This is a genomic window from Leclercia sp. 1548 (genome assembly GCF_050435045.1).
GTDB classification, from domain to species: Bacteria; Pseudomonadota; Gammaproteobacteria; order Enterobacterales; family Enterobacteriaceae; genus Enterobacter; species Enterobacter adecarboxylatus.
In genome coordinates this window covers 681469-702767 of record NZ_JBNDJP010000001.1, presented here as the reverse complement: position 1 = coordinate 702767, position 21299 = coordinate 681469, and the positions used below count along the sequence as shown (strand labels likewise).

Here is a 21299-nt window from a genome sequence, read left to right as displayed (position 1 = left end):
TTGAGCGTTGCGGCATAAATCAAAAATTATTCAGGCGAATTACCTGTTCGCAGCGGATTACACTGTTGTTGCCAGCCTGCGTTTTACAGCCCGTTTCCGACAACATTACGGCTGCTCAGTTAAAACGCTGTGCGAATCGCCCGGCCATAATTTGCTATTCTTTGGGTTCAGGGCCAGATACGGATAAGGGGACAGAACATGGCAAAAGTCTGCACAATCGCATGGGTCCACGGCACGGTTCAGGGCGTTGGCTTTCGTTACAGCACCCAGCGAGAAGCCACTGAACTGGGGTTGACCGGGTACGCGCGCAATATGGATGACGGTAGCGTCGAGGTGGTGGCCTGTGGCGAGGCGGAACAGGTCGAGAAACTGCTCGACTGGCTTAAAGCGGGCGGGCCACGTATCGCCCGGGTTGAGAAGGTTCTGTCAGAGCCGCATCAACCCGAACGGGATTACGTCAATTTTGGTATTCGCTATTAAATGCACTTCACGGGCTTAGGCAAGCCGGCGATCTTTGTCGCCTGTTTTGCCGGGCCTTTCGGGAACAGACGATACAGGTAGCGGCTGTTGCCTTTCTCCTCGCCATACTTATTGGCCATCGCTTTTACCAGCATGCGGATGGCGGGGGAGGTGTTAAATTCCAGATAAAAATCACGCACGAAGCGCACCACTTCCCAGTGTTCTGGCGTCAGAGCGATTGACTCTTTTTCAGCAATGACCGCCGCCAGGCCTTCGCTCCACTGGCTGGTCTCTTTCAGATAGCCTTCGCTATCGGTCTCAATCTCTTTACCTTCAAAGTTCAGCATAATCATCACAGGTTTATCGAAAACCGCGGCAGTTTACCAAAAAAGAAAGCCCCGCATAAGCGGGGCTTTTTATGTAGCACTATGGGTTAATCGCGGCTGGCGAAGCCCAGGATGCTCAGCAGGCTGACAAAGATGTTATACAGCGACACATACAGGCTCACGGTAGCGCGTATGTAGTTAGTCTCGCCGCCATGAATGATGTTGCTGGTTTCCATCAGGATCGCCCCGGAAGAAATCAGGATGAACACCGCGCTGATGGCCAGGTGCAGGGCCGGCAGCTGCAGGAAGATGTTCGCCACCATACCGATCAGCACCACGACGATGCCCGCCATCAGCATACCGCCAAGGAAAGACATGTCTTTGCGGGTGGTCAGCACGTAAGCGGAACAGCAGAAGAACACCAGCGCTGTGCCCCCCAGTGCCAGACCGATCAGATCGCCCATACCGGCAGACAGATAGGTGTTAAGCATTGGCCCCAGGATATAACCCAGGAAACCGGTGAAGGCGAACGCGGATAAAATACCCACCGGCTTATCAGCGGTTTTGTAGGTCAGGAACATCAGACCGTACATACCAACCAGCGTCAGAATCAGCCCCGGAGACGGCAGCATCAGCACCGTACTGGCGGTGGCCGTCAGTGCGGAAAAGGCCAGCGTCAGGCTGAGCATGAAGTAAGTATTGCGTAGCACCTTGTGGGTGCTGAGCAGCGATGTGCGGTCGCGTGAAGAACTAATAATACGATCCATGAGTCACTCTCTTATGACAGATGTAATTAACGGCAAGAATAGAAAACGACGCGCCGGTTACAAAGTGGTTTTACCCATCTTTACTCAGCGTCTTAGGGACAGAGCCAGCATGAAATTTTCCACAACGCGCCATATGCAGAACGAACCGCGGTTTGTCAGGATTAATCAGATCAAGCTCTTATAGGTCACTGAAATATATTGCCTTATTCCAGCCGCAACGCTAAGAGTTATTTTGCATCGTCAAAACTAAACTATAAGGCGAAGGACATGAAACCATCATCACGCGCTACATTTACACTCTCTTTGCTGACGACAGGGTTCCTTTGCGCAAGCGCAACGGCCTTTGCCGCCAGCGTACCGGCAGGAACAGAGCTGGCAGAGAAGCAGGAACTGGTCAGGAATAATGGCAATGAACCGGCATCGCTCGATCCGCATAAGGTCGAAAGCGATGTCGAATTCAATATTATCAGCGATTTGTTCGAAGGGCTGGTCAGCGTCTCGCCAGAAGGGGAGATCCAGCCGCGGCTGGCGGAAAAATGGGAGAACAAAGACAATACCGTCTGGACGTTCCATCTCCGCCCGGGCATTACCTGGAGCGACGGTACTGCCATCACCGCTCAGGACGTGGTCTGGAGCTGGCAACGGCTGGTGGATGCGAAAACCGCCTCGCCGTATGCCAGCTACCTCGGCAACATGCACCTGGTGAACGCCGCCGACATCGCCCAGGGCAAAAAAACGCCCGACACCCTGGGGGTCAAAGCCCTGAACGACACCACCCTGGAAGTGACGCTGACCCAGCCTAACGCGGCCTTCCTTGCCATGCTGGCGCATCCGTCGCTTGTGCCGGTCGATAAGGTGCTGATTGGCCGCTATGGCGATAAGTGGACCAAGCCGGAGCACTTTGTCAGCAGCGGGGCCTACACCCTCAGTCAGTGGGTGGTCAACGAACGGATCATCGCCAAGCGCAACCCGCGCTACTGGGATAACGCCCATACCGTCATCAACAAAGTAACGTACCTGCCCATCACCTCCGAAGCATCGGACGTGAACCGCTACAAGGCGGACGAAATTGATATTGTCTATACCGTGCCGATCAACCAGTTTGCCCAGCTACAAAAAACGATGGGCAGTGAGCTGGATGTCTCCCCGCAGCTGGCGACTTACTACTATGAGTTCAACACTACGCGTCCACCGTTTAATGACCCGCGCGTGCGCAAGGCGCTGAATCTGGCGCTGGATAAAGACATTATCGCCGGTAAAGTGTTAGGGCAGGGGCAGCGCCCGGCGTGGGTCATCAGCCAGCCGGATATCGGTGGCGTCAAACTCAACAGCCCGGACTACGCCAGCTGGCCGCTGGAGAAACGCATTGCCGAAGCGAAGAAGTTGCTGAACGAGGCGGGCTATAACGACAGCCATCCGCTGAGTTTCAAGCTGCTGTATAACACCTCGGAGTCGCACCAGCGCATTGCCATCGCCGCCAGCTCGATGTGGAAGAAAAACCTCGGCGTAGAGGCGAAGCTGCAAAACCAGGAGTGGAAAACGATGCTGGACACCATGCACACCCACAACTTTGACGCGGTGCGCTACGCGTGGATCGCTGATTACGACGATGCCGCCACCTTCCTGAATAACTTCCGTACTGGTGACAGCGAGAACACCAGCCAGTACAGCAATCCGGCCTATGACGAGGCGCTGGTCAATGCCGCAAAAGCGAAGACCACCGCCGAGCGCGGCACCTTCTACCAGCAGGCCGAAGATCTGCTGGCCCGGGACGTACCGGCGATCCCGGTCTACCACTACGTTCGCACCCACCTGATCAAGCCGTGGGTAGGGGGCTTCACGCCGGATAAGCTGGGTTACTATTTCACCAAAGATATGTACATCAAAAAGCACTAAGGCGCGGCAGTAAGATTTTGTGCTGATAAAATGGTCAGAATGTCGTCTATTCAACCGATTAAACGCATTTTGACTATTTTTCAGGCGAACGATTGTGCTCGTACTTTACAGGGCACACAGAGGTGTTTATAGTTCGCCTCACTTAGGAAGCGTGGCCGAGCGGTTGAAGGCACCGGTCTTGAAAACCGGCGACCCGAAAGGGTTCTAGAGTTCGAATCTCTACGCTTCCGCCAAATTAGAAAGCCCTGCGATAGCAATATCGCAGGGCTTTTGCTTTTTGATTTGTCTGTCGAATAACAACTCTGTGCTCATCCGGTCTGTTTATAGCCAAATATCAATGTTCATTGAAACATGATTGCTCTAACATGAAATTATCTATCCTGCGGACCTGAGGCTAAGTGTTGCATTGGTTGATAAAAAGAAAAGCACCATCAAAGATGTCGCTGCTTTAGCCGACGTTTCAATCGGCGTAGTGTCCCGCGTATTGAATCCCGGAACCGGTTCAGTTTCTGAACGTACCCGTCAGCGTATTATTGCTGCCATGCAAACGCTTAGTTATACCCCGCAGAGCGCCGCGCGTGAACTCAAGACCAGCCTGAATAACACTATTGGCTTAGTGGTGGCCGACATCAGTAACGAGTTTTTCTCTGAGATCTCTGATCTTATCGTTCGACGTGCTCGTGAACTGGCGATGAATGTCATTCTGGTCACGACTCAGGAAGATCCGCTTCTCGAGCGAGAAAGCCTGGAAATGTTGATGCAAAAGCGGGTCAAAGCCATCATCGCAACGCCGACAAGTGCTAATAAGGACATGTGGCAGTCGATCAGTGATATGGGGATCGCAATCGTCTTCATCGATCGCTATCTGGAGGATTTTACTCGCGCCAATGTGATTGGTTTTAATAATGAAACGTCCGCTCGACAGGCGACATCTTATCTGGCAGAACAGGGTCATCGGCGCATTGGATGGATAAGCGGACCTCTTAATACCTCCACCTCTTTGCAAAGACTGGAAGGCTACAAGAAAGGCCTTGAGGCGAATGGGATTGAATGTAATACCCAGCTTATTGTGGTGAAAAATTTTCGCGATCCGCTAGCCAGCCAGTCGCTTGATGAATTGCTATCGCTTGAAGACCCACCGACAGCAATTATCATTGGCAATACCTCAATAGCGCCAGTCATTATGTCGCGTATTCGGGAGCTAAAGTTATCGATACCCGACGATCTTTCATTAATTGTTTATCATGACAGCCACTGGAGTCGACTGCTGAGTCCATCCATTAGCGTCATAAAACATCCCCTCGAAGAACTCGCCAATAAAGCGCTTTTGAGTTTATCCGGGGAACAGCAAACACCCTGTGAACTCGACAGTACCTTAATTAAACGTGAAAGTGTTTCATGGATTAAATAAGGACGTTATTTAAACGCTGAATTTGCTTAATGATGGCGCAATGATCCAGCTCACCCTCTCCGGCATCAATCATCTGGCTAAAGAGTTGATTCACGGTTTCAGTCAAAGGGAGGGTCAAATCAAGTTGCTTCGCCAGTGCCACAGCACTACGCGTATCTTTAAGCTGCCACTTTGCAGCACCTCGCGCCTCAAAGTCTCCTTTAACCATTCGTTCGCCCTGGTGTTGCAGCAAGGTGGAATCTGCAAACCCCCCCAGCAGGGCTTCGCGTACCTTTGCCGGATCGGCACCGCCTTGTTGAGCGAGAGTAAATGCTTCCGACAATAAACTTAAGGTTCCGGCGACAATGATTTGGTTGGCAAGTTTTGTGAGTTGACCGGCTCCAACGCCTCCGACATGTGTCACTTTCCCCAGATGTGAGAGCAAAGGGCGAAGACTATCAACGATTTCTCTGTCACCTCCAGCCATTAATGACAGTGAACCCTTCTCTGCTCCTATCGTTCCGCCGGAAACAGGCATGTCGATATAGTGAGCCTGGACGCTGCTTGCCTTACGTGCTTGTTCAACAACAATGTCAGGGGAGAGCGTACTCATCATGATAATGGTGGTATTTTTACCCACGCTATGAAGTGCATCCTGGTTGAATATGACCTGGTCGCAGGCTGTTGCATCGCTCAACAGACAGATGATGACGTCACTGTCAGCAAGTAATTGCGCGGAAGATTGTTTGATCGTTATACCCGCGCGGGTTAATGGCAGCGCTTTTTCTGGCGACCTGTTCCACACCGCGACCGAATATCCGGCAGCGGCAAGTCGACGCGCTACCGGTTGTCCCATCAATCCGGTCCCCAACAAACCAATACGTATTTGACTCTTCATGTGTCCTCCAGATATCCCCGCAACTTAGGCCGTTACGGGGATTGCCATCATTTATAATCCCGCAAGACTGACCATTTGCTTACGCAGTTCGACGATGTCCAGATTGTTGTCAAAATGGACATCGCTGAAACGAATCGCCTTATCTTTTGCGACATCTTTCACCAGTCGGACATGATGGGCCAGCCCCATAGGCAAGAAGTCCTGCGCCACACTGATGCTGGCAGGTAAGGCATTAGCCCAGACGGTGAACCCACCTTCACCGTCCAGCATTTCACCCGCTTTAAGGTCGCGTTTTGCCGTTGCAACCGCATCGCCTCTGAAGCTTAACGCGGTACCAGTAGCTTCTCCTCGTAATACCGCAGAGAGAATACTGATACTGGTTTCCAGACCAATCAGATGGAATGGGCGCCACATGGATGCGTACCAGCCACTTGGGTCAGTGAGTAATCCGTACTGTTTAAAACAGGCGCGACTATATTCATCGCGGGCTTTGAACGTCACGAAGACGCCGTAGCGTATATTGTTAAGCACCTCACGTCCGTCAGGTTCCTGACTGGCAGCGATATCAACAAGCCCACTTCGGCTCAGTCGCCCGCCATCCGATTCTGGCGAGAAAACGCGGGCCAGGTCATGCACCCCCGCAGGAGGAAATTCCAGCCCATTATCAGGGCAGTCTAATCCAGTCGCGTTGGCGACGGCGGCCATTTCGATAGCCGCTTTGGTGCCATCGGTAAACGAGTTGTACATTTTAGGATTAAAGTCTCCGGCCGCGACCTCTTCGTCAGACCAGCCAAAAAATCCCCATACGGTATCCGGGGTAGAGTAACGGTACCGAGGCTCGTAATTCATTCCTTTACCCGCAGCAACGATTTCAAAGCCGCAGGCTTTAGCCCAGTCAACCAGTTCGCAAATGATCGCCGGTTGATCACCATAAGCCATGCTGTAGATCACTCCGTTCTGGCGCGCACGGTCAGCGATCAAAGGCCCGCACAGTACATCGGCTTCCACATTGACCATGACCACATGCTTGTGATGTTCGACTGCATGAAGAGCGTGACGCGTTCCTGCCAGGGGGTGTCCCGTCGCCTCCACAATGCAATTGATTTGCTCACAACGGATCAGCTGTTCTGCATCCTCCACGATGCAGGTAGTGCCTTCGCGCAAGGCTGCATCGATGTTTTGTGCCTGATACTGCGTTTCTGGCCATCCCACACGAGCCAGTGCTGCACGGGCTTTCTTAATATCGAGGTCTGCCACTGCCACCACGTGTAACCCTTCAAGATGTCGCAGTTGGGCCAGTACCATCGAACCAAATTTGCCGGCGCCGATAATACCCACACGAACAGGTTGTGCTGAACCCGATTTTACGGCACAGGCACGCTCAGCTAACAATGCTGCTAAGTTCATTTTCTACTCCTTTACAGGGGGATGTGATGGATTAACGCCAGCCAGCAACCTGACGGCGACTTCTGCTCATGAGATAAATCAGCAACGGCGAGAACAAAACCAGAACGGACAACAGGTAGAGGCCGTTTTGTGATTTACCGGTAATGGAGATGGTGAGGCCAACCAGGAAGGGGCCGAAGAACCCACCAATATTGCCAATCGAATTAATCAGTGCCATGCCACCGGCACAGCCCCGGCTGGTAAGGAATGAGGCGGGAAGGGTATAAAACGTCGGAACGCACGACAGCATTCCTATCGTCGATATTGTTAATCCCAACATAGAAATCACAGGTGAATCGCTGATGGCTGCGATCACAAAACCGAAAGAAAATACCAGCGAAGGGATAATAAAATGCCAGGTTCTTTCACCGGTTTTATCAGAATGATTCGACCACCAGCACATCACGACTGCACCAGCAATATAGGGAATAGTTCCCAGCATACCGACAACCGTATCTGAATAATCGAAGCGCTTAATGAACTGCGGCATCCAGAAACCCAGGCCTGTAAGACCAATGACGGTGAAGAAATAGGCCATCCCCAGGATCCAGACGCGTCGATCTTTGATCATCTCCCTGAAACCGGAGTGCCCTACGGACAAGGTAGCGTGTTGATCTTTTTCCATCAGATCCTGATAGGCCTGACGTTCTTCGGGTTTAAGCCAGGATGCTTTGGACGGTTTATCAGTAAGATAAAGGAAAACAATAACTGACAAGATTACCGGTGGGCAGCCTTCAATTAAAAACAGCCACTGCCAGCTCTCCAGCCCGCCGACATTATGGAAATTATCCAGAATGTAGCCCGAGATTGGGTTGGCAATAATTGCAGCCAGCGGAACACCCAGGTAGTAAATAGAAAAAACCTTAGCCAGTTCTTTTTTGGGGAACCAGGTAGTGAGATAGAAAACAATACCAGGGGCAAGACCCGCTTCAGCCACGCCCAGTAAAAAACGTAAGATACTGAGTGTCACGACGCCCTGTGCAAACGCCATCGCCATGGAAATGATGCCCCATGTGATCATAATTCGGGCTAACCAGAAGCGTGCACCGTATCGTTCCAGCAACACGTTGCTGGGAATTTCAAACAGGATATAACCAAAAGAAAATATACCGACAGCAAAGCCAAAATGTTCAGGCGTCAGTCCCAGGGATTGATTCATGGTTAACGCGGCCATGCCGATATTTGAACGATCTATAAACGCGAGCAGATACATCAGCAGTATCAGGGGCATCAGCCGGAATTTGGCTTTTCTTATCGCACCACTTGCCAGCGATGAAATTTCTGACTTGTCTGGCTCAGGCATGACACCCACACCTGCCAGCGTACTATCGAACTCTTCTACATGTTTCATGATGTATCCCAGTAGTGTTTAACCCACTGAAAATCACGGAAAAAGCATGAATACCGCGACAGTCTTATCAAAAAGTAAAACGTTTTACTTTTTCATGAGTTTTACGACTGAGAGGGAAACAGTCAAGAGAAGAGCATGGAAAGTTAAAAAATTGTGACCAGGTTAACGAGTGGTAAAAACTTTAACCATGGGCGGGGACGAAGTGGGATACGTAAGCCTGTTCTGGAGTAAACCTACGTTATCGTTGCGATAACGTAGGTTTGTCAGCCTTTAATTAAACCGTGATTCGCTGGCCTCCCAGCTATACGCGCCATTTGCCGTCAACCTATCGCCAAGTTCCTGGTACGCGAAATCATAAAAATCTGCGCTAATCTCGTAACCCGAGTAATCGACGACCGCGAGACCCACGAACGCCCCGGTAAAGAACCCACCATAGCTTTGCAGGACATAATCATCTGAGAGAACAGCGGCATCCAGCTTGACCGGAATCTCCGTGAAAGTGACGCCATCAAAGCTGTATTCATAGGTATAACTTTCCTTGCGCACTTTCGTGCGGAACCAAACATATTCTGTGCCTTCAGGAATTTTGATGGCGTTATCTTTCAGATAAGAGGTATATTTCCCGCGGTTATTTTCACCGATTTCAATCACCGGGCCATTAATTTCATTCCAGGTGATGAAAACGAAACTCCAGTGACGGTCATTATAATAATTGGTCAAGCCTGCCATTTGCTGATAACTAAATGGATTAAATTTGACCTTAACCTGAGCATCAAAATAAAAAGCCTGCCAGCGTCGGGCAATCAGAGAAAGGTCATGGGTGTTCGCTAAAGACCCTTGCCCCGTTAACGTCAGCTTTCCATCGCCTGTGGTACCCATTTTTTCGGTGAACGGGACACGAAGGGTATTCCAGTTAATATCGAGCATCGCACTGGTGAAATTATCGTGCTGGCTATGGTCTTTCGCGCTCTCGGTATGAATGGCATCGGCTGGCCCTTCGACAAAGGTCTTTCCACCGTGGCCGCCTACAATACGTGGCCAGCCATCTTCATCCCAGTAGACTTTCTGAATAGAGGTTTCACGGCCCAGCGTTGACCAGCCGCGGGGATCGTAGGCGGATTCACCGGGACGATTCCAGGGACGCGCGCAAAGCGAGGCATAATACCATTCACCCCCGGGGGTCGAAACCAACGCACCATGCCCCTGCTTCTGAATATAGCTGTCGGGGGTATCGACGTTCGTTAAGAATACCTCTCCCGGTTCTGTTTCAAAGCTGTTGGCATCTAAGGTTCTGGAGCGCGCCACCACTTCCTGGTGGGTAAACACAGTCCCGCCCTGAGCAGCGAAAAGATAGTAATAGCCGTTCAGTTTATAGAGATGTGGCCCCTCAACAAGTGCAACGGCAGTACCACGATAAATAGTCCGCGCTGTCTCGGGTTTTAATTTTAGTGTTCGGGTATCCAGCTCAGTTAAGGTAATGCCATCAAAGGGATGATGATACTCCCGGTGGTCCCAGGTTTGTTGCACAAGGTATTTACGCCCATCATCATCATGGAAGAGTGATGCATCAAAACCCACGCCGTTAAGTTTGACAGGATCTGTCCAGGGACCACGAATATCTGTGGCGGTGGTCAGATAATTGGTCATGTCCTTAAAAGCACCTTCTGTAATTTTCACATCTGTATAAACCAGCCAGAATTTGCCGTCAGCGTAAGAGAGCGCCGGTGCCCAAATTCCCCCTGACGAAGGATTGCCTCGCATATCTAAAAGCGCGGTGGTTGATAATGGGCTGGGCAGCAGATTCCAGTTTTGCAGGTCTTTGGATTCATGTAAACGAACGCCGGGAAACCACTCAAACGTGGAGTTGGCAATATAGTAGGTATCTCCAACACGGATAATGCTGGGGTCTGGGTTAAAACCAGGCAGTACAGGGTTCTGAATAAGCGACATATCATTCTACCTTTTTAATGTTTTTCTGACTTCAATTTTTCTAAGACTTTAAGATGAATCTAAAACTACACGCGGATCTCATCAAGCTGACGATTAATGTCGGTGACATGTTTATCTGAGATAGGATAAATGTGAATAACGATCATCGAGATAAAGGCTAAAACAATGGGGATCCAGACCGCGGTAACAATTATTCCGTCGATAGCGTTCGCACTTTGCTGCGCCCCTGTTTCGTTAAAGCCATAAACAGCCAGTAACCACAGTGGAATCGCACCGCCGATAGTAAAACCAATCTTGAAAAAGAGGCCCATAATGGCATTAATGATGGCGGCATTGCGCTTGCCTGATTTTAATTCACCATATGCAATCACTTCCGGGACCAGTGCCCACATGAATCCGGTCGCCGAGGTTAAGCCCCATTGTTTAATGAAGGTGGCGATGTAAGCCAGCCAGAGTGCATCATGCATACCTTCGCGTGACCAAACGTAAGTCAATAATTCCCCCACAATAAACATGCCCAGGAAGATGTGGAAGAACCCTTTTTTACCAAAGATTTTTTTCAGTTTTGGCCAGAAAATGGGGAACAAAATACCCGGAATTGACGCGACAAGGCCAACGGCACCCATCCATTCAGAATGGCCGACAACGTACTGATTGAAAAAGCCATTCACCGTGTTCATGAAGAACATGAATGTAAAGGCCAGCATGAAAAAGAGGCCAAGAATAACCAATGGGCGGTTATTTTTGAGTTCGAGGAATAAATCTGTGGTTTTAACGTTGGCCGTTTGTTCTGCAGAGGCAACAACACGTTCTTTGGTGAATTTATAGCAAATGAAAAGTGCCACCGCACCGATGACCATGTAGACCGCGTAAACCCCAAACCAGGCGTAATTCGCTGAAGGATCGGTATAGTTCCCCATATTCAGCTCAAGCCCAAAGAAACCCGTATCCTTAAGGCTGCGATCCTTGGGGGAGGCCATTTGGACAAACATGGGGAAGAGGGTATAGACCAGAAGGTTGGCGCTGTTTGCCAGCATCATGCGCGTACTGGTCAGTTTATCAATAGACTCAGGATCTCGGGTCAAAGACGCATTCAGTGAACCATAAGGAATGTTCACCACGGAATAAACGAGATCCAGTGCCAGATAAACGATAAAGGCGAAGGGAACGGAACCTCTGACGCCAGGAATAGGCGCAAAAAGTAACGCGGAAAGAATAACGAGCGGAACGCCTGCCCTTAAAATCCAGGGGCGGTACTTGCCCGCCGCTGAACTTCTTTTATCAACATAGGTGCCGACCATCGGATCCCAAAACACATTGATGATGCGGACAAAAAGAAATATGAAGCCTGCCGTGGCGGTACCGATGGTATTTACCGTCAACATGTGAAGCGCCAGAAAACCACCAATCGTGCCAAACACCAGGTTTTGCGCAAAATCCCCCATCCCGTAGCCAATGCGCTCCCCGCGAGATAATTTATGATATTCATCATGCCGGCTTTGCATTATCGTTTTACTCATTCTAATCCGATCTCCGATTTGTTTTATGAATGTTAGGCTCTTTCTGACACAGGTAGCCCGGGAGAATCCATTACGTTTTTAAATTAAGTAATTATGTTTTTTTACTTCTGTGATCGTCGAGCACAGGTTTATTTAAAACCCTTAAATAGTTCAGATGCAGGGTTATCAATGTGGTGGAAATATAAGGGTATTTTTGCGACACGGTTCACGTTTGAGGATTATCTTACTCCAATAGTGAAATAACGTAATTGAGCTACCGGCGAGGAAAATAGAGGGTATGTCTCAGCCGATTATTGGCCGCTTCCTGAGCGCGCCTGCGCTATTGAATTTGACATCAATAATGCTGAGAAGGAGATAGCCTTACGATAATAGTGTGTACCTCTGGCCCTATAAAAAATAAAAATCAACCTGTTCTGATGACAGCGACATATTCTGTCAATGCGGAACGGGGTGGTTATTGTCTGAATAAAATTTAAATATATTGAGATAACCATGAATATGATTAAAAAACTTCCATTAACAATGGCGGTTATCGCCGCGCTTTGCCCGGTTTCTGTCCTCGCCCAGGAATTCACGCAGGAGCAAATCGACGCCATTGTGGCCAAAGCGGTGGACAAAGCCCTGGCCGAGCGCCAGGCAAAAATGGATGCTGCGGTGGCGAAAAAGGCCGACGTGGTGACCGAGCCGCAGAGCGCCGCCCAGTCCCCGGATATGGCCATCCCGTTCGGCATTAAATTTACCGGCTATGCCCGCTACGGCGCGCACTTCCAGGCGGCCGACCAGAAATACGTCGCGGTGGACGGATCCTACAACGGCGCCTCGGCCATTGGCCGTCTGGGGAACGAAGGCAACGGCGGCGAGTTCCAGCTCTCGAAAGCCTTTAAGGGCGAAAACGGCGCCATCTGGGACGTCAACGTGATGATCGACCACTGGGGCGACGAGGTGAACCTGAAAAAAGCCTACGCCGGGGTGACCAACATTCTGGCATCCAACCCGAACGCCTATATCTGGGCCGGGCGTGATTTCCACCAGCGTCCGCAGCAGGGCATCAACGACTACTTCTGGATGAACCACGACGGCCAGGGTGCCGGGGTGAAGAACTTCGACATCGGCGGGGTGCAGTTTGACGTGGCCACCGTGGCGGCAGTCGAATCCTGCAGCCCGGAAGTGATGGACGACGAAGCTAACCCGTCGCGCATCACCTGTACCGGCGGCTCCGGCACCGGGGACAAAGGCAACTACGCGGCCACCTCCAAAATTCACGGCATGAAGCTCGGCCCGATCGACCTGGAGCTGTACGCCAACTACGGTTTTGACTCGAAAGCCATCGACACCGAAGAGCGGACCAACGCCTGGCAGGGTGGCGTGGTCCTGAGCCACACCAGTGACAGCGGCGTGAACAAGGTGATCGCCCGTTACTCTGATAACGCTGACAACAGCGTGTACAACAAAACCGAGGATCTGACCACGGTCTACGCCAGCTTCGAAGGGCTGTACAAGTTCACCCAGGCGACCCAGGTGGAGTACCTGCTGGCCTTCCACGACTATGACAACAGCCGGGACAATACCGACAACCGTAAGAACTACAACGCCATCGTGCGTCCGATGCACTGGTGGAACGACGTTCACTCCACCTGGCTGGAAGCGGGCTGGCAGCATGTGGATTACGACAACGGCGGGGATAACAAGGGCTGGAAGCTGACCCTGTCACAGAACATGTCCATCGCCATGGGGCCGGAGTTCCGTCCGATGCTGCGCTTCTACGTTACCGGCGGCAAGGTGGATAACGAGCGCACCGCCCGCGTGAACAACACCCGGGATGAAACGCTGGACGACTTCAACGTCGGCGCGATGTGGGAAGCCTGGTTCTAGGCAAGGTAAAAGCAAAACGGCAACGCTTCAAAGACCCCTGCATTCGGGGTGTTAGCCAGTAAAGAAACTTATGGACACACCGGATGGACAGGAACGCTGACGGCTATCGATGCTGTTAATCACATGGCTAACGTTATTCCCGGCAACAGACCGTATTCCCCGGTAGTTGACCTGAAATCAATCCAACTGTGTTTATCAGTGGACTATTACCCGTAACCACATACGGCTGGATTGTTGATCAGGTATACGGGGCATTGAAGTAAAATAGATAAGGGACTCGTGAGAGTCCCTTTTTTATGCTACTGCTGTTCCATTCCAGGTGTCATTAAATATTATATTCCCATCACAATATTTCCATTCGATAGATTCATAACGGATTTCAACTTCCTCCATATGTTTACTTGCAACTCCCAGAGGAAATAAAACTGGAGAGATTCTTGTTATTTTCACATTTCTTAATGTTATGTTAAAATATTCTATCTCTATGCCTGCTTCATTGATTCTATACATTTTTATTATAGCTTCTTTAAATATTCTGCCAGTGCATACACCTCTGAATAAATATGGCGTGATGCGATCAATTTCTTTTTCAAATGTGATAGGAAGATGAAGACGTGTTCCAGTTAGCTTCCCTGTATTATGATCTGTAGGAATCCAAACAGAATGATTGAACGATTTAAGCTCAGTTGAACCCAATCGTGTTGGCATTAAACATTCACCAATTACAGGTGAGTTATTTTCATCGGTAAGCCAAATATGTGCTGGTATAGACATTTTATTTTTTCCCTTTATGAAAAAACACTAATGAAAAAATAATCACAATCATCAGAACGATAATTATAAACGCAACTTTATTATTGTTGACAAGCGCCGATACAGAAATGGAAATTATCATAATAATAAAAACCACCCCATAACCTATGATATCGTTAATACAATCATCTTTAATGCTAATAAAAAATCTTTTAATACAACGCCTTAGAAAATTACTTATTAAATTAAACATTATCACATCATTCTTTTTAATGCTCTGGTAATTTCTTCATCAGAGGCTGAGTTAATATTTAAGTACCCTGATTTCATGATGATCGGTTCTATCAAGAAATACATCATCTCTACTCCCTCTGTATATAAAGCATTATAAAATAGTGGGCAGAAATTTTTTAGATTATCTGCACTTTCAGAAGCATGTTGAACAAGACCATAAACATTTATTCCTGCTATCCCCCATCCGACTCTACCGCCAATTTTTTTCATTAATGCATTTTGAACTGCTAAATTCATCTTGTTACCGTGGCATATATAGGATGCGACAGCATAGATTAAACCATTTTTTGAAATGTGTTTAATGGAGTAGTTTGTGGTAAATGGTGTTAATTTCTCAAGGATTGTTTTCTTTTTTTCTTCACTCTTATTTTTTAGAATTGTTTCTATATATATTTTAATCATTCGTAATATAACGTCCCGATGTTTTATCAGTTCACGCAGAGAAAATAAAAATCTTTTATCCTCAGAGAAAATCTTATTACATACATCTTGATAGTTGTCTGTAAGACAAGAGGTATAATAAAGTAATCGTGTTGTACCATCTTCAAGACCATTTAAATAATCGACAACTCCCTCTTTAACTCCAACTAGCGCTTTGTCTAATCGTACAGCTAGCTCTTTATCAGTTCCAATTTTTTTAATAATTTCTTCGCTATAATACATAACTAACTCCTTTGATTTAATGATTCGATCATTGAGCAATCACCGATAAAAGAAAAGTGATCTTGTTCTCAATTCAAACAAAGAATAAAATTAAGGCCACCTATCTATTATTGTGGTAGATAGGTGGCCTTCAACAATAAATGTGATCAATATAATTCTTGGTTATTAATGGATTATTATGTCTTTAAGCTTATTTTCCCATTTCAAACGCGCTTACAGTTTTTCCTGTTTATAATAATTTCTATCATAATGAATCGATGATACGTCATGTAAATCATGATGCTGAATTTATTGACGAATTTCTTTAGTGATTTTCAATTGTTCGTCCAATATTTGAAAAGGTGCGGAAATAATCTCTCGGAATAAATAAATCAACACTCTTTCTCTCACAAAAGCGTTTAATATTATCCGTCAGGAAATCGCTATTCATAAATTTTGTAGGGGCAACGGACTCTTCATCCGGTTTACCAGAAGCAATAAAATCGGTTTTGTGTGCCTCAAACAGATCTGCAAGCGTACCGCTTGTGTTAGTAACTTTGATCACATCCGAGCATGAAGAAAGGTTTTCGAACGTCTCAAGTGCGCTACTAATAGACATTGCCGGGTATTCACCTGGTGTCAGAAATATTGCTATTTTCCCAACAAAATGGCGATAGAGAAATGTTTTACGTCCATATAGATCGACGCGCACCCGACCCGTCCTGTGCCTCGTTCGCCGCTTGCATGATAAGCTATATAAGCGGCGGCTTTAGGGGAAAAGTTCTCTGGTGCTTTCGTAGTAAGGTTGATTTGCATTATTCATATCCTTTGCATAATAAGTGCAGATTTATTCGCAGTTAAAGTTCAAAACGAGTTAAAAAAAACGGTTTCTTAAACTTTAACGTAATGAGCAAAACTTACTCATGCAACGGCTAAAAATGAATTAAATTAACGTTTTCTAACTTTAATTATCTCGCTCTTTGTTCAATTGTTTTGACATGCTTCCCCGTGGGAGAGGGCCGGGGGGAGGGCATCAGGCTGCACCGTACCCGGCAGGGCCCGTCGTTCCCCGTTTCACCAGCGTCGCCCTGAAAACCCGGCTGGCCGGTTTTTCGGCATCCGCGGCGAGCAACATCTCACAGGCGGCCTCCGCCATCTCTGCCAGCGGCTGAGCGAAGGTGGTCAGCTGATACCCCAGCCAGCTTGCCTGGTCGATATCATCAAAACCAATAACGCGGATGTCCTCTGGAATACGCAGGCCAAACTCGTGGCGTGCGGCATCGATAAAGCCGCAGGCGATGAGGTCCGTGACGCAAAAGACGCCGTCCGGCGGCGATGGCTGGTTGAGCAACTCACGGGCAGCGAGGACGCCGGTCTGGTAACTGGCGCTGCCGGGGCGGATAAGCGTGACCCCGGCGCTCGCTTCGGCCGCGGCCGCCAGAAAGCGCGTTTCACGGGTAATCATGCTCGGGGAGCGGGCGGAGGAGGAGACAATAGCCAGACGGCGGCATTGTGCAGCCATCAGGTGGTCCAGGGCTTCCTTCATCGTCGAACTGTAGTCGATATCAATATTGTCCGCGCTGGGGAACTGCCCCATGCGGTTGATCGCTATCACCTGCTGTCCACTCTGCAGGCAGAGTTCTATCAGGGACGCGGGCGGTTTGCCCGACAGCACGATGGTGGCGGTTGAGCGGTAATTCAGCGTTTGTTGCAATGCCTCTCTGGCACTCGCTTCGTCGTCGTCGGTATTGATCACCATCACCGCGCGTCCGGCATGGTGCAGGCGGCGGGTCAGGTGGTCTAGCAGGCTGGCCTGCCAGGGGAACGACAGATTGCCGCCCAGAATACAGACCGGGCGGCTCTCCTCCCGGGAAAGCCCCCGCGCCAGATGGTTTACGTGGTAATTCAGCGCTTCGGCAGCGGCCAGCACCTTGCGCCGGGTATCCTCAGAGACGCTGCGGCCCGGCGTAAAGGTCCGCGACACCGCGGAACGGGAGACCCCCGCCAGGCGCGCCACCTCGGTGGCGCTGGCGAAGCCAGGGTTTTTCCTCAGGCTGTTATTGCTCATGACGCTGTTCCACTCCGGCGATGGCCCGTTCGCGGATAATGGCATGTTCGGCCAGGCGGATCAGCGACGGCTTCGGCGTTTCATACCACTCGTCCGGGTGGAGCTGGCGTCGGTCGCGGATCAGATCGATGGCGGACTCAAGGGTCGGGAAGCGCGCCGGGCACTCCAGATGCATAAACAGCGCCACCAGAGCGACGGAACGACTCCGCCCACCGCGACAGTTGACGAGGATATTGCCGCGCTTGCGGTTTCGGTAAGAGGCTTTATCCGGGATCTGCTGGAGCAGGGCCGAACGCATCAGCTGATAACCGGCGTGCAGCATTTCAGGGGCATTGCCTTCGCCATCCACCAGCCCCAGCTTGTAATAGCGGACCGGGCCTGAACCATGAGTAAGCAGCTGTACAGGCGCGCTGGCTTCCGGGTGCGACACCCAGTCGATATCAAGATTCACCGCGCAGTTAATCACGATCCCGATATCATGTTCCGCCAGCAGGGCCGCATCGCTCACTCCGCTGGAACCGCCGATATAAATATCCACCTCCCAGTCGGGAAAATTCTCGGCGATCAGGCTGATGGGCGGGCGGGGGAAATGACCGGCCCTTGGCTTCGCCTCAGCGTCGATCGTCAGGGGAATACCCGCCGCAGCCGCCAGTTCAGCCGCAATACCGGGGGCGGCGGCCAGGACCGGCAGTCCGCTGAAAATCCCTTCGGCACTTTCAGGAACCACGCCCGTCAGGCCGCCTGCTTCCCGCACCAGCAACAGCCCCGCCAGGCAATCCCAGGCGTTCATATGAATTTCGAGATACCCGTCGGTACGGCCTTCCGCCACCCAGGCCAGCGCCAGCGCCCCGGAACCGCCCCGGCGCACGCTAGTGCCCAGATTGAGCAATGAGGCCTGCACCTTCAGGTAGTGATTCTGGCTGTGACGGGAAGACCAGCCCAGCTCAACGGCGGCTCGCTGCGGGTCGGTAATAGCGGTACAGCGCAACGGCTGACCGTTTTTCAGGGCGTAATGGCCGCGACGGGCCAGATACAACTCCTGGCTGACCGGGTTGTAAATCGCCCCCAGCTCGGTCACGCCCTGGCGAACCCACGCCATGCAGACGCAAAAATGGGGGATACCGCGAGCGAAGTTGGCGGTACCGTCGATGGGATCCACCACCCACAGGCTCTCCGCGCTGGCAGGCTGGCTGGCGGACTCTTCACCGAGGATCAGATCGTTCGGGAATGCCCCGGCAAGAGCCGTCAGAACCTGTTTTTCAACGAAGGTATCGGCCTCGGTCAGGATATCCTGATGGCCCTTCAGCGCATACTCGCCGGGTTTGCGCGACTGGAAGAAACGCAGGGCGGTCTCCCCGGCGTCAACGATAATGCGCCTCAGCGCAGCTTCCCGCAGTTCAATGTCATGAGTAGTCAAAGTGTGCTGCCTGTTCAGAAAGAAAATGTACGCTGAAAACTACTTCTTGTAGTTCAGGCTCCAGATGTCCTGCCAGTCCTGGCGGCTTTCCCAGTCGTTCTGGGCGGTAGCGGTCAGGTATTCCATCAGCTCGCCGCGATGCTTTGCAATGCCGGAGGCTTCATCGGCGGGAAGGTTCACCTTCTGGTTGGTGGACATTTTGCCGTCCACGCCCTGAGGGGCGATGCCTTCGGCGGTCAGCAGATAGTAGGTAAAGAGCTTCGCGGTGTTCGGGCTTTTACTGCCGGTCGCCACCACGCCGAGGCTCGGGTAGTTCCAGCCGATAAACGGCTTCAGGCCGCTGCACAGACCCAGCTTCATCCCCTGCTTGTTGTCGCGGAATTTGGCGGTGGACACCAGGCCAACAAAGTCGGTTTTGCCGTCCGGCGCGCCGATGGCGGATGCCGCGTCGTTATCGGAATGGGTGAGCAACACGCCGTTGCCCGCCAGCGCCTTCACAAAAGCTGCCGTGGCCGACTTCTCGTCAGTTTGCAGCGGCTTGCCAAATTGCTGCTCATAGGCATCGCGAACCTGCTGGTCATAGTGGGTTTCCATCTGGCTGAACCAGTCGGTATAGGCCGGTTTGCTGGTGGGGTCCTGCATCGCGACGCGGCCCCGCCATTTTGGCTCGGTCAACTGCCAGAGATTGGTCACCGGGCAGGTGGCGTGATGATCGGTATTATAGGCAAACACGTTCGGGGCCAGCACGACGGTCAGCGGATCCTGATAGCGGGCGGGAATGTCGCCTTTCAGATCGTCCGGCACCCAGCTCTGGACATAGCCTTTTTTGAGTAGCTGCGTCATCCCGGCAGGGGCGTCCTCAACGATAGCGACATCGGCGCGGACGTTTTTGGCCTGCGCTTCCCGGCTCATGATCTCAATGATCTGCGGCGCATCGGCCTTCACGCCCACGGCCTGCAAGCCGTACTGCTCGCTAAAGGCTTTGGCCTGTTGCACGATTTTCCCGGTCGAGGCGTAAACGGTAATCGGCTGCTCCTGTTTCGCGGCGGCGATCAGCTTTTGCAGATCGGCGGTTTCAGCCTGAGCGACAGCGCTGCTCAGCAGGGCGCTGGTGATAAGGACGGCGGACAACTTGCGCTTCATGTGTGTTCCTTAAGAGTCAATGGAGGTTAATTCGCGGTCACGTCGTGACGCAGTCCGTTGCGGTTAAAAAAGTGCAGGGACGAGGTCGGGAGCTGGCAATGCACCTGCTGACGGGCCTGCCAGCGCGGCCGCAGCTGCGTGGAGTGGAACAGCCGGTCTTCGCCCGCCACCAGCTCAATCACCCAACTGCCGCCGGTGGGCATAATGTTATCGATGGTCATGGGAACGGCGTTGCTACACGACTCGGCGCTCAACACGATCTCCTCCGGGCGGATACCGCAGAGCTGGGTCTGCTCGTGCAGGGTAAAGCGCCGCTGCAGATGCTGTGCCAGCTCGCTACAGGGCTGGTGAAGCGGGATCATGTTCAAGCGCGGAGTGCCAATAAACTCCGCGACAAAGCGGTTGGCCGGGGTGGCGTAAATCTCATCCGGGGTACCCACCTGCTGCATCTGCCCGGCGCTCATCACCGCAATGGTGGTGGCAAGGGTCATCGCTTCCCACTGATCGTGGCTGACAAAGACGATGGTGGTGCCGAAGGTTTCATGCAGGCGGCGCAGCTCGGCGCGCATCTCCAGACGCAGCGTGGCGTCGAGGTTCGAGAGCGGCTCGTCCAGCAGCAGTACGCCAGGATTCACCGCCAGCATGCGGGCCAGGGCCACACGCTGCTGCTGACCGCCGGAGAGCTGCGCCGGATAGCGCCTGGCGTAATCGGCAATACGCAGTTTTTCCATCACGTCCTGACAGCGGGCGATACGCGCTTTGGTGGGCACTTTCTGTAACCGCAGGCCGAAATCGACGTTCTGCTCGACGGTCATATGCGGCCAGAGCGCGTAACTCTGAAAGACCAGTCCGATGCCGCGTTTTTCCGGCGGCACGTATGTGCCCCGGGCGATGGAGTCGACAACGTTATCGCCAATGCTAATCTCCCCGCCGCTGGCGTGCTCGATGCCGGCAATCATCCGCAGGATGGTGGTCTTACCGCAGCCGGATGGCCCCAGCAGGCACATAAATTCGCCATCTTTCACCGTCAGGTTGATGTTGTTGACCGCCGGGGCATCGCTGCCCGGATAGGTTTTGCTGAGATTCGTTAAGTGGATAGTGGGCATC

Annotated in this window: 18 protein-coding genes, 1 tRNA gene and 1 pseudogene; 6 read left to right on the top strand and 14 right to left on the bottom strand. The window is 51.3% G+C overall.

Annotation, left to right across the window (positions count from 1 at the left end; genetic code table 11):
- Window positions 1-198 precede the first annotated feature (198 nt).
- Window positions 199-480 carry an acylphosphatase gene (yccX, locus tag ABIE02_RS03485; RefSeq protein WP_059308338.1) on the top strand — a complete coding sequence of 94 codons (282 nt, stop codon included), beginning with the start codon at window positions 199-201 and terminating at the stop codon, window positions 478-480.
- On the opposite strand, the gene tusE is transcribed toward yccX, so the two are convergent.
- Both tusE and yccA read right to left on the bottom strand, forming a co-directional pair.
- Window positions 477-806, bottom strand: coding sequence for a sulfurtransferase TusE (gene tusE / locus ABIE02_RS03480; RefSeq protein ID WP_032617485.1), 330 nt, complete (start codon window positions 804-806; stop codon window positions 477-479). The two genes, yccX and tusE, sit on opposite strands and share 4 nt — an antisense overlap.
- Window positions 807-892: 86 nt before the next feature.
- A complete protein-coding gene (yccA, locus tag ABIE02_RS03475; protein ID WP_032617416.1) occupies window positions 893-1552 on the bottom strand; it encodes an FtsH protease modulator YccA in 660 nt (219 codons plus the stop codon).
- Between the two features lie 267 nt (window positions 1553-1819).
- Between yccA and ABIE02_RS03470 the strand changes: the two genes are divergently transcribed.
- From ABIE02_RS03470 to ABIE02_RS03460, 3 genes are all read left to right on the top strand, one after another.
- Complete coding sequence (locus tag ABIE02_RS03470; RefSeq protein ID WP_336995034.1) at window positions 1820-3448, top strand: ABC transporter substrate-binding protein; 1629 nt, start codon at window positions 1820-1822, stop codon at window positions 3446-3448.
- Between the two features lie 145 nt (window positions 3449-3593).
- Window positions 3594-3681 (top strand) — tRNA-Ser (locus ABIE02_RS03465).
- Window positions 3682-3854: 173 nt separating this feature from the next.
- Window positions 3855-4859 carry a substrate-binding domain-containing protein gene (locus ABIE02_RS03460; RefSeq protein ID WP_059308336.1) on the top strand — a complete coding sequence of 335 codons (1005 nt, stop codon included), beginning with the start codon at window positions 3855-3857 and terminating at the stop codon, window positions 4857-4859.
- Here the strand turns inward: ABIE02_RS03460 and ABIE02_RS03455 are convergent.
- The 5 genes from ABIE02_RS03455 to ABIE02_RS03435 form a co-directional block, all read right to left on the bottom strand.
- A complete protein-coding gene (locus tag ABIE02_RS03455; protein ID WP_336995035.1) occupies window positions 4852-5736 on the bottom strand; it encodes an NAD(P)-dependent oxidoreductase in 885 nt (294 codons plus the stop codon). The genes ABIE02_RS03460 and ABIE02_RS03455 overlap by 8 nt on opposite strands.
- A 51-nt stretch (window positions 5737-5787) precedes the next feature.
- Window positions 5788-7143 (bottom strand): NAD(P)H-dependent oxidoreductase, encoded by a 1356-nt coding sequence (locus tag ABIE02_RS03450; protein WP_059308334.1) that lies wholly within the window; start codon window positions 7141-7143, stop codon window positions 5788-5790.
- Window positions 7144-7174: 31 nt separating this feature from the next.
- On the bottom strand, window positions 7175-8533 hold the full coding sequence (locus tag ABIE02_RS03445) for an MFS transporter (protein ID WP_285125447.1): 1359 nt from the start codon (window positions 8531-8533) through the stop codon (window positions 7175-7177).
- A gap of 270 nt (window positions 8534-8803) precedes the next feature.
- Entirely contained in the window at window positions 8804-10483 is a 1680-nt protein-coding gene (locus ABIE02_RS03440; RefSeq protein ID WP_032617421.1) for a glycoside hydrolase family 43 protein, read from the bottom strand.
- 65 nt (window positions 10484-10548) lie between these two features.
- A complete protein-coding gene (locus ABIE02_RS03435; protein ID WP_163604458.1) occupies window positions 10549-11988 on the bottom strand; it encodes an MFS transporter in 1440 nt (479 codons plus the stop codon).
- 507 nt (window positions 11989-12495) lie between these two features.
- On the opposite strand from ABIE02_RS03435, the gene ABIE02_RS03430 reads away from it, so the two are divergent.
- Together ABIE02_RS03430 and ABIE02_RS03425 are read left to right on the top strand one after the other, a co-directional pair.
- The gene (locus ABIE02_RS03430) at window positions 12496-13875 is read left to right on the top strand and encodes a carbohydrate porin (RefSeq protein ID WP_032615628.1); all 1380 of its coding nucleotides are present in this window, start codon (window positions 12496-12498) and stop codon (window positions 13873-13875) included.
- Window positions 13876-13890: 15 nt separating this feature from the next.
- Window positions 13891-14138, top strand: a pseudogene (locus ABIE02_RS03425) (penicillin binding protein PBP4B); the annotation flags it as partial.
- A gap of 31 nt (window positions 14139-14169) precedes the next feature.
- Here ABIE02_RS03425 and ABIE02_RS03420 read toward each other — a convergent pair.
- From ABIE02_RS03420 to ABIE02_RS03390, 7 genes are all read right to left on the bottom strand, one after another.
- A complete protein-coding gene (locus ABIE02_RS03420) occupies window positions 14170-14649 on the bottom strand; it encodes an Hcp family type VI secretion system effector (protein WP_336995036.1) in 480 nt (159 codons plus the stop codon).
- A 234-nt stretch (window positions 14650-14883) separates the two neighbouring features.
- Window positions 14884-15585 carry a hypothetical protein gene (locus tag ABIE02_RS03415; RefSeq protein WP_032617425.1) on the bottom strand — a complete coding sequence of 234 codons (702 nt, stop codon included), beginning with the start codon at window positions 15583-15585 and terminating at the stop codon, window positions 14884-14886.
- A gap of 304 nt (window positions 15586-15889) precedes the next feature.
- Window positions 15890-16276, bottom strand: a complete 387-nt coding sequence (locus tag ABIE02_RS03410; RefSeq protein ID WP_163604461.1) for a DUF4102 domain-containing protein — start codon at window positions 16274-16276, stop codon at window positions 15890-15892.
- 321 nt (window positions 16277-16597) lie between these two features.
- The gene (locus ABIE02_RS03405; protein ID WP_032617426.1) at window positions 16598-17632 is read right to left on the bottom strand and encodes a LacI family DNA-binding transcriptional regulator; all 1035 of its coding nucleotides are present in this window, start codon (window positions 17630-17632) and stop codon (window positions 16598-16600) included.
- Window positions 17622-19049: an inositol monophosphatase family protein gene (locus ABIE02_RS03400; RefSeq protein WP_336995037.1), complete on the bottom strand. Its 1428-nt coding sequence runs from the start codon at window positions 19047-19049 to the stop codon at window positions 17622-17624. The genes ABIE02_RS03405 and ABIE02_RS03400 overlap by 11 nt, the downstream gene beginning before the upstream one ends.
- Before the next feature lie 39 nt (window positions 19050-19088).
- On the bottom strand, window positions 19089-20192 hold the full coding sequence (locus ABIE02_RS03395) for an ABC transporter substrate-binding protein (RefSeq protein ID WP_103793008.1): 1104 nt from the start codon (window positions 20190-20192) through the stop codon (window positions 19089-19091).
- Between the two features lie 26 nt (window positions 20193-20218).
- On the bottom strand, window positions 20219-21298 hold the full coding sequence (locus ABIE02_RS03390; RefSeq protein ID WP_059308329.1) for an ABC transporter ATP-binding protein: 1080 nt from the start codon (window positions 21296-21298) through the stop codon (window positions 20219-20221).
- Window position 21299: the final 1 nt, after the last annotated feature.

Bases quoted from the DNA above. Each gene is read 5' to 3' on its own strand.
- yccX (WP_059308338.1), top strand. From the start codon at position 199: ATGGCAAAAGTCTGCACAATCGCATGGGTCCACGGCACGGTTCAGGGC.
- tusE (WP_032617485.1), bottom strand. From the start codon at position 806: ATGCTGAACTTTGAAGGTAAAGAGATTGAGACCGATAGCGAAGGCTAT.
- yccA (WP_032617416.1), bottom strand. From the start codon at position 1,552: ATGGATCGTATTATTAGTTCTTCACGCGACCGCACATCGCTGCTCAGC.
- ABIE02_RS03470 (WP_336995034.1), top strand. From the start codon at position 1,820: ATGAAACCATCATCACGCGCTACATTTACACTCTCTTTGCTGACGACA.
- ABIE02_RS03455 (WP_336995035.1), bottom strand. From the start codon at position 5,736: ATGAAGAGTCAAATACGTATTGGTTTGTTGGGGACCGGATTGATGGGA.
- ABIE02_RS03450 (WP_059308334.1), bottom strand. From the start codon at position 7,143: ATGAACTTAGCAGCATTGTTAGCTGAGCGTGCCTGTGCCGTAAAATCG.
- ABIE02_RS03445 (WP_285125447.1), bottom strand. From the start codon at position 8,533: ATGAAACATGTAGAAGAGTTCGATAGTACGCTGGCAGGTGTGGGTGTC.
- ABIE02_RS03440 (WP_032617421.1), bottom strand. From the start codon at position 10,483: ATGTCGCTTATTCAGAACCCTGTACTGCCTGGTTTTAACCCAGACCCC.
- ABIE02_RS03435 (WP_163604458.1), bottom strand. From the start codon at position 11,988: ATGCAAAGCCGGCATGATGAATATCATAAATTATCTCGCGGGGAGCGC.
- ABIE02_RS03430 (WP_032615628.1), top strand. From the start codon at position 12,496: ATGAATATGATTAAAAAACTTCCATTAACAATGGCGGTTATCGCCGCG.
- ABIE02_RS03420 (WP_336995036.1), bottom strand. From the start codon at position 14,649: ATGTCTATACCAGCACATATTTGGCTTACCGATGAAAATAACTCACCT.
- ABIE02_RS03415 (WP_032617425.1), bottom strand. From the start codon at position 15,585: ATGTATTATAGCGAAGAAATTATTAAAAAAATTGGAACTGATAAAGAG.
- ABIE02_RS03405 (WP_032617426.1), bottom strand. From the start codon at position 17,632: ATGAGCAATAACAGCCTGAGGAAAAACCCTGGCTTCGCCAGCGCCACC.
- ABIE02_RS03395 (WP_103793008.1), bottom strand. From the start codon at position 20,192: ATGAAGCGCAAGTTGTCCGCCGTCCTTATCACCAGCGCCCTGCTGAGC.
- ABIE02_RS03390 (WP_059308329.1), bottom strand. From the start codon at position 21,298: ATGCCCACTATCCACTTAACGAATCTCAGCAAAACCTATCCGGGCAGC.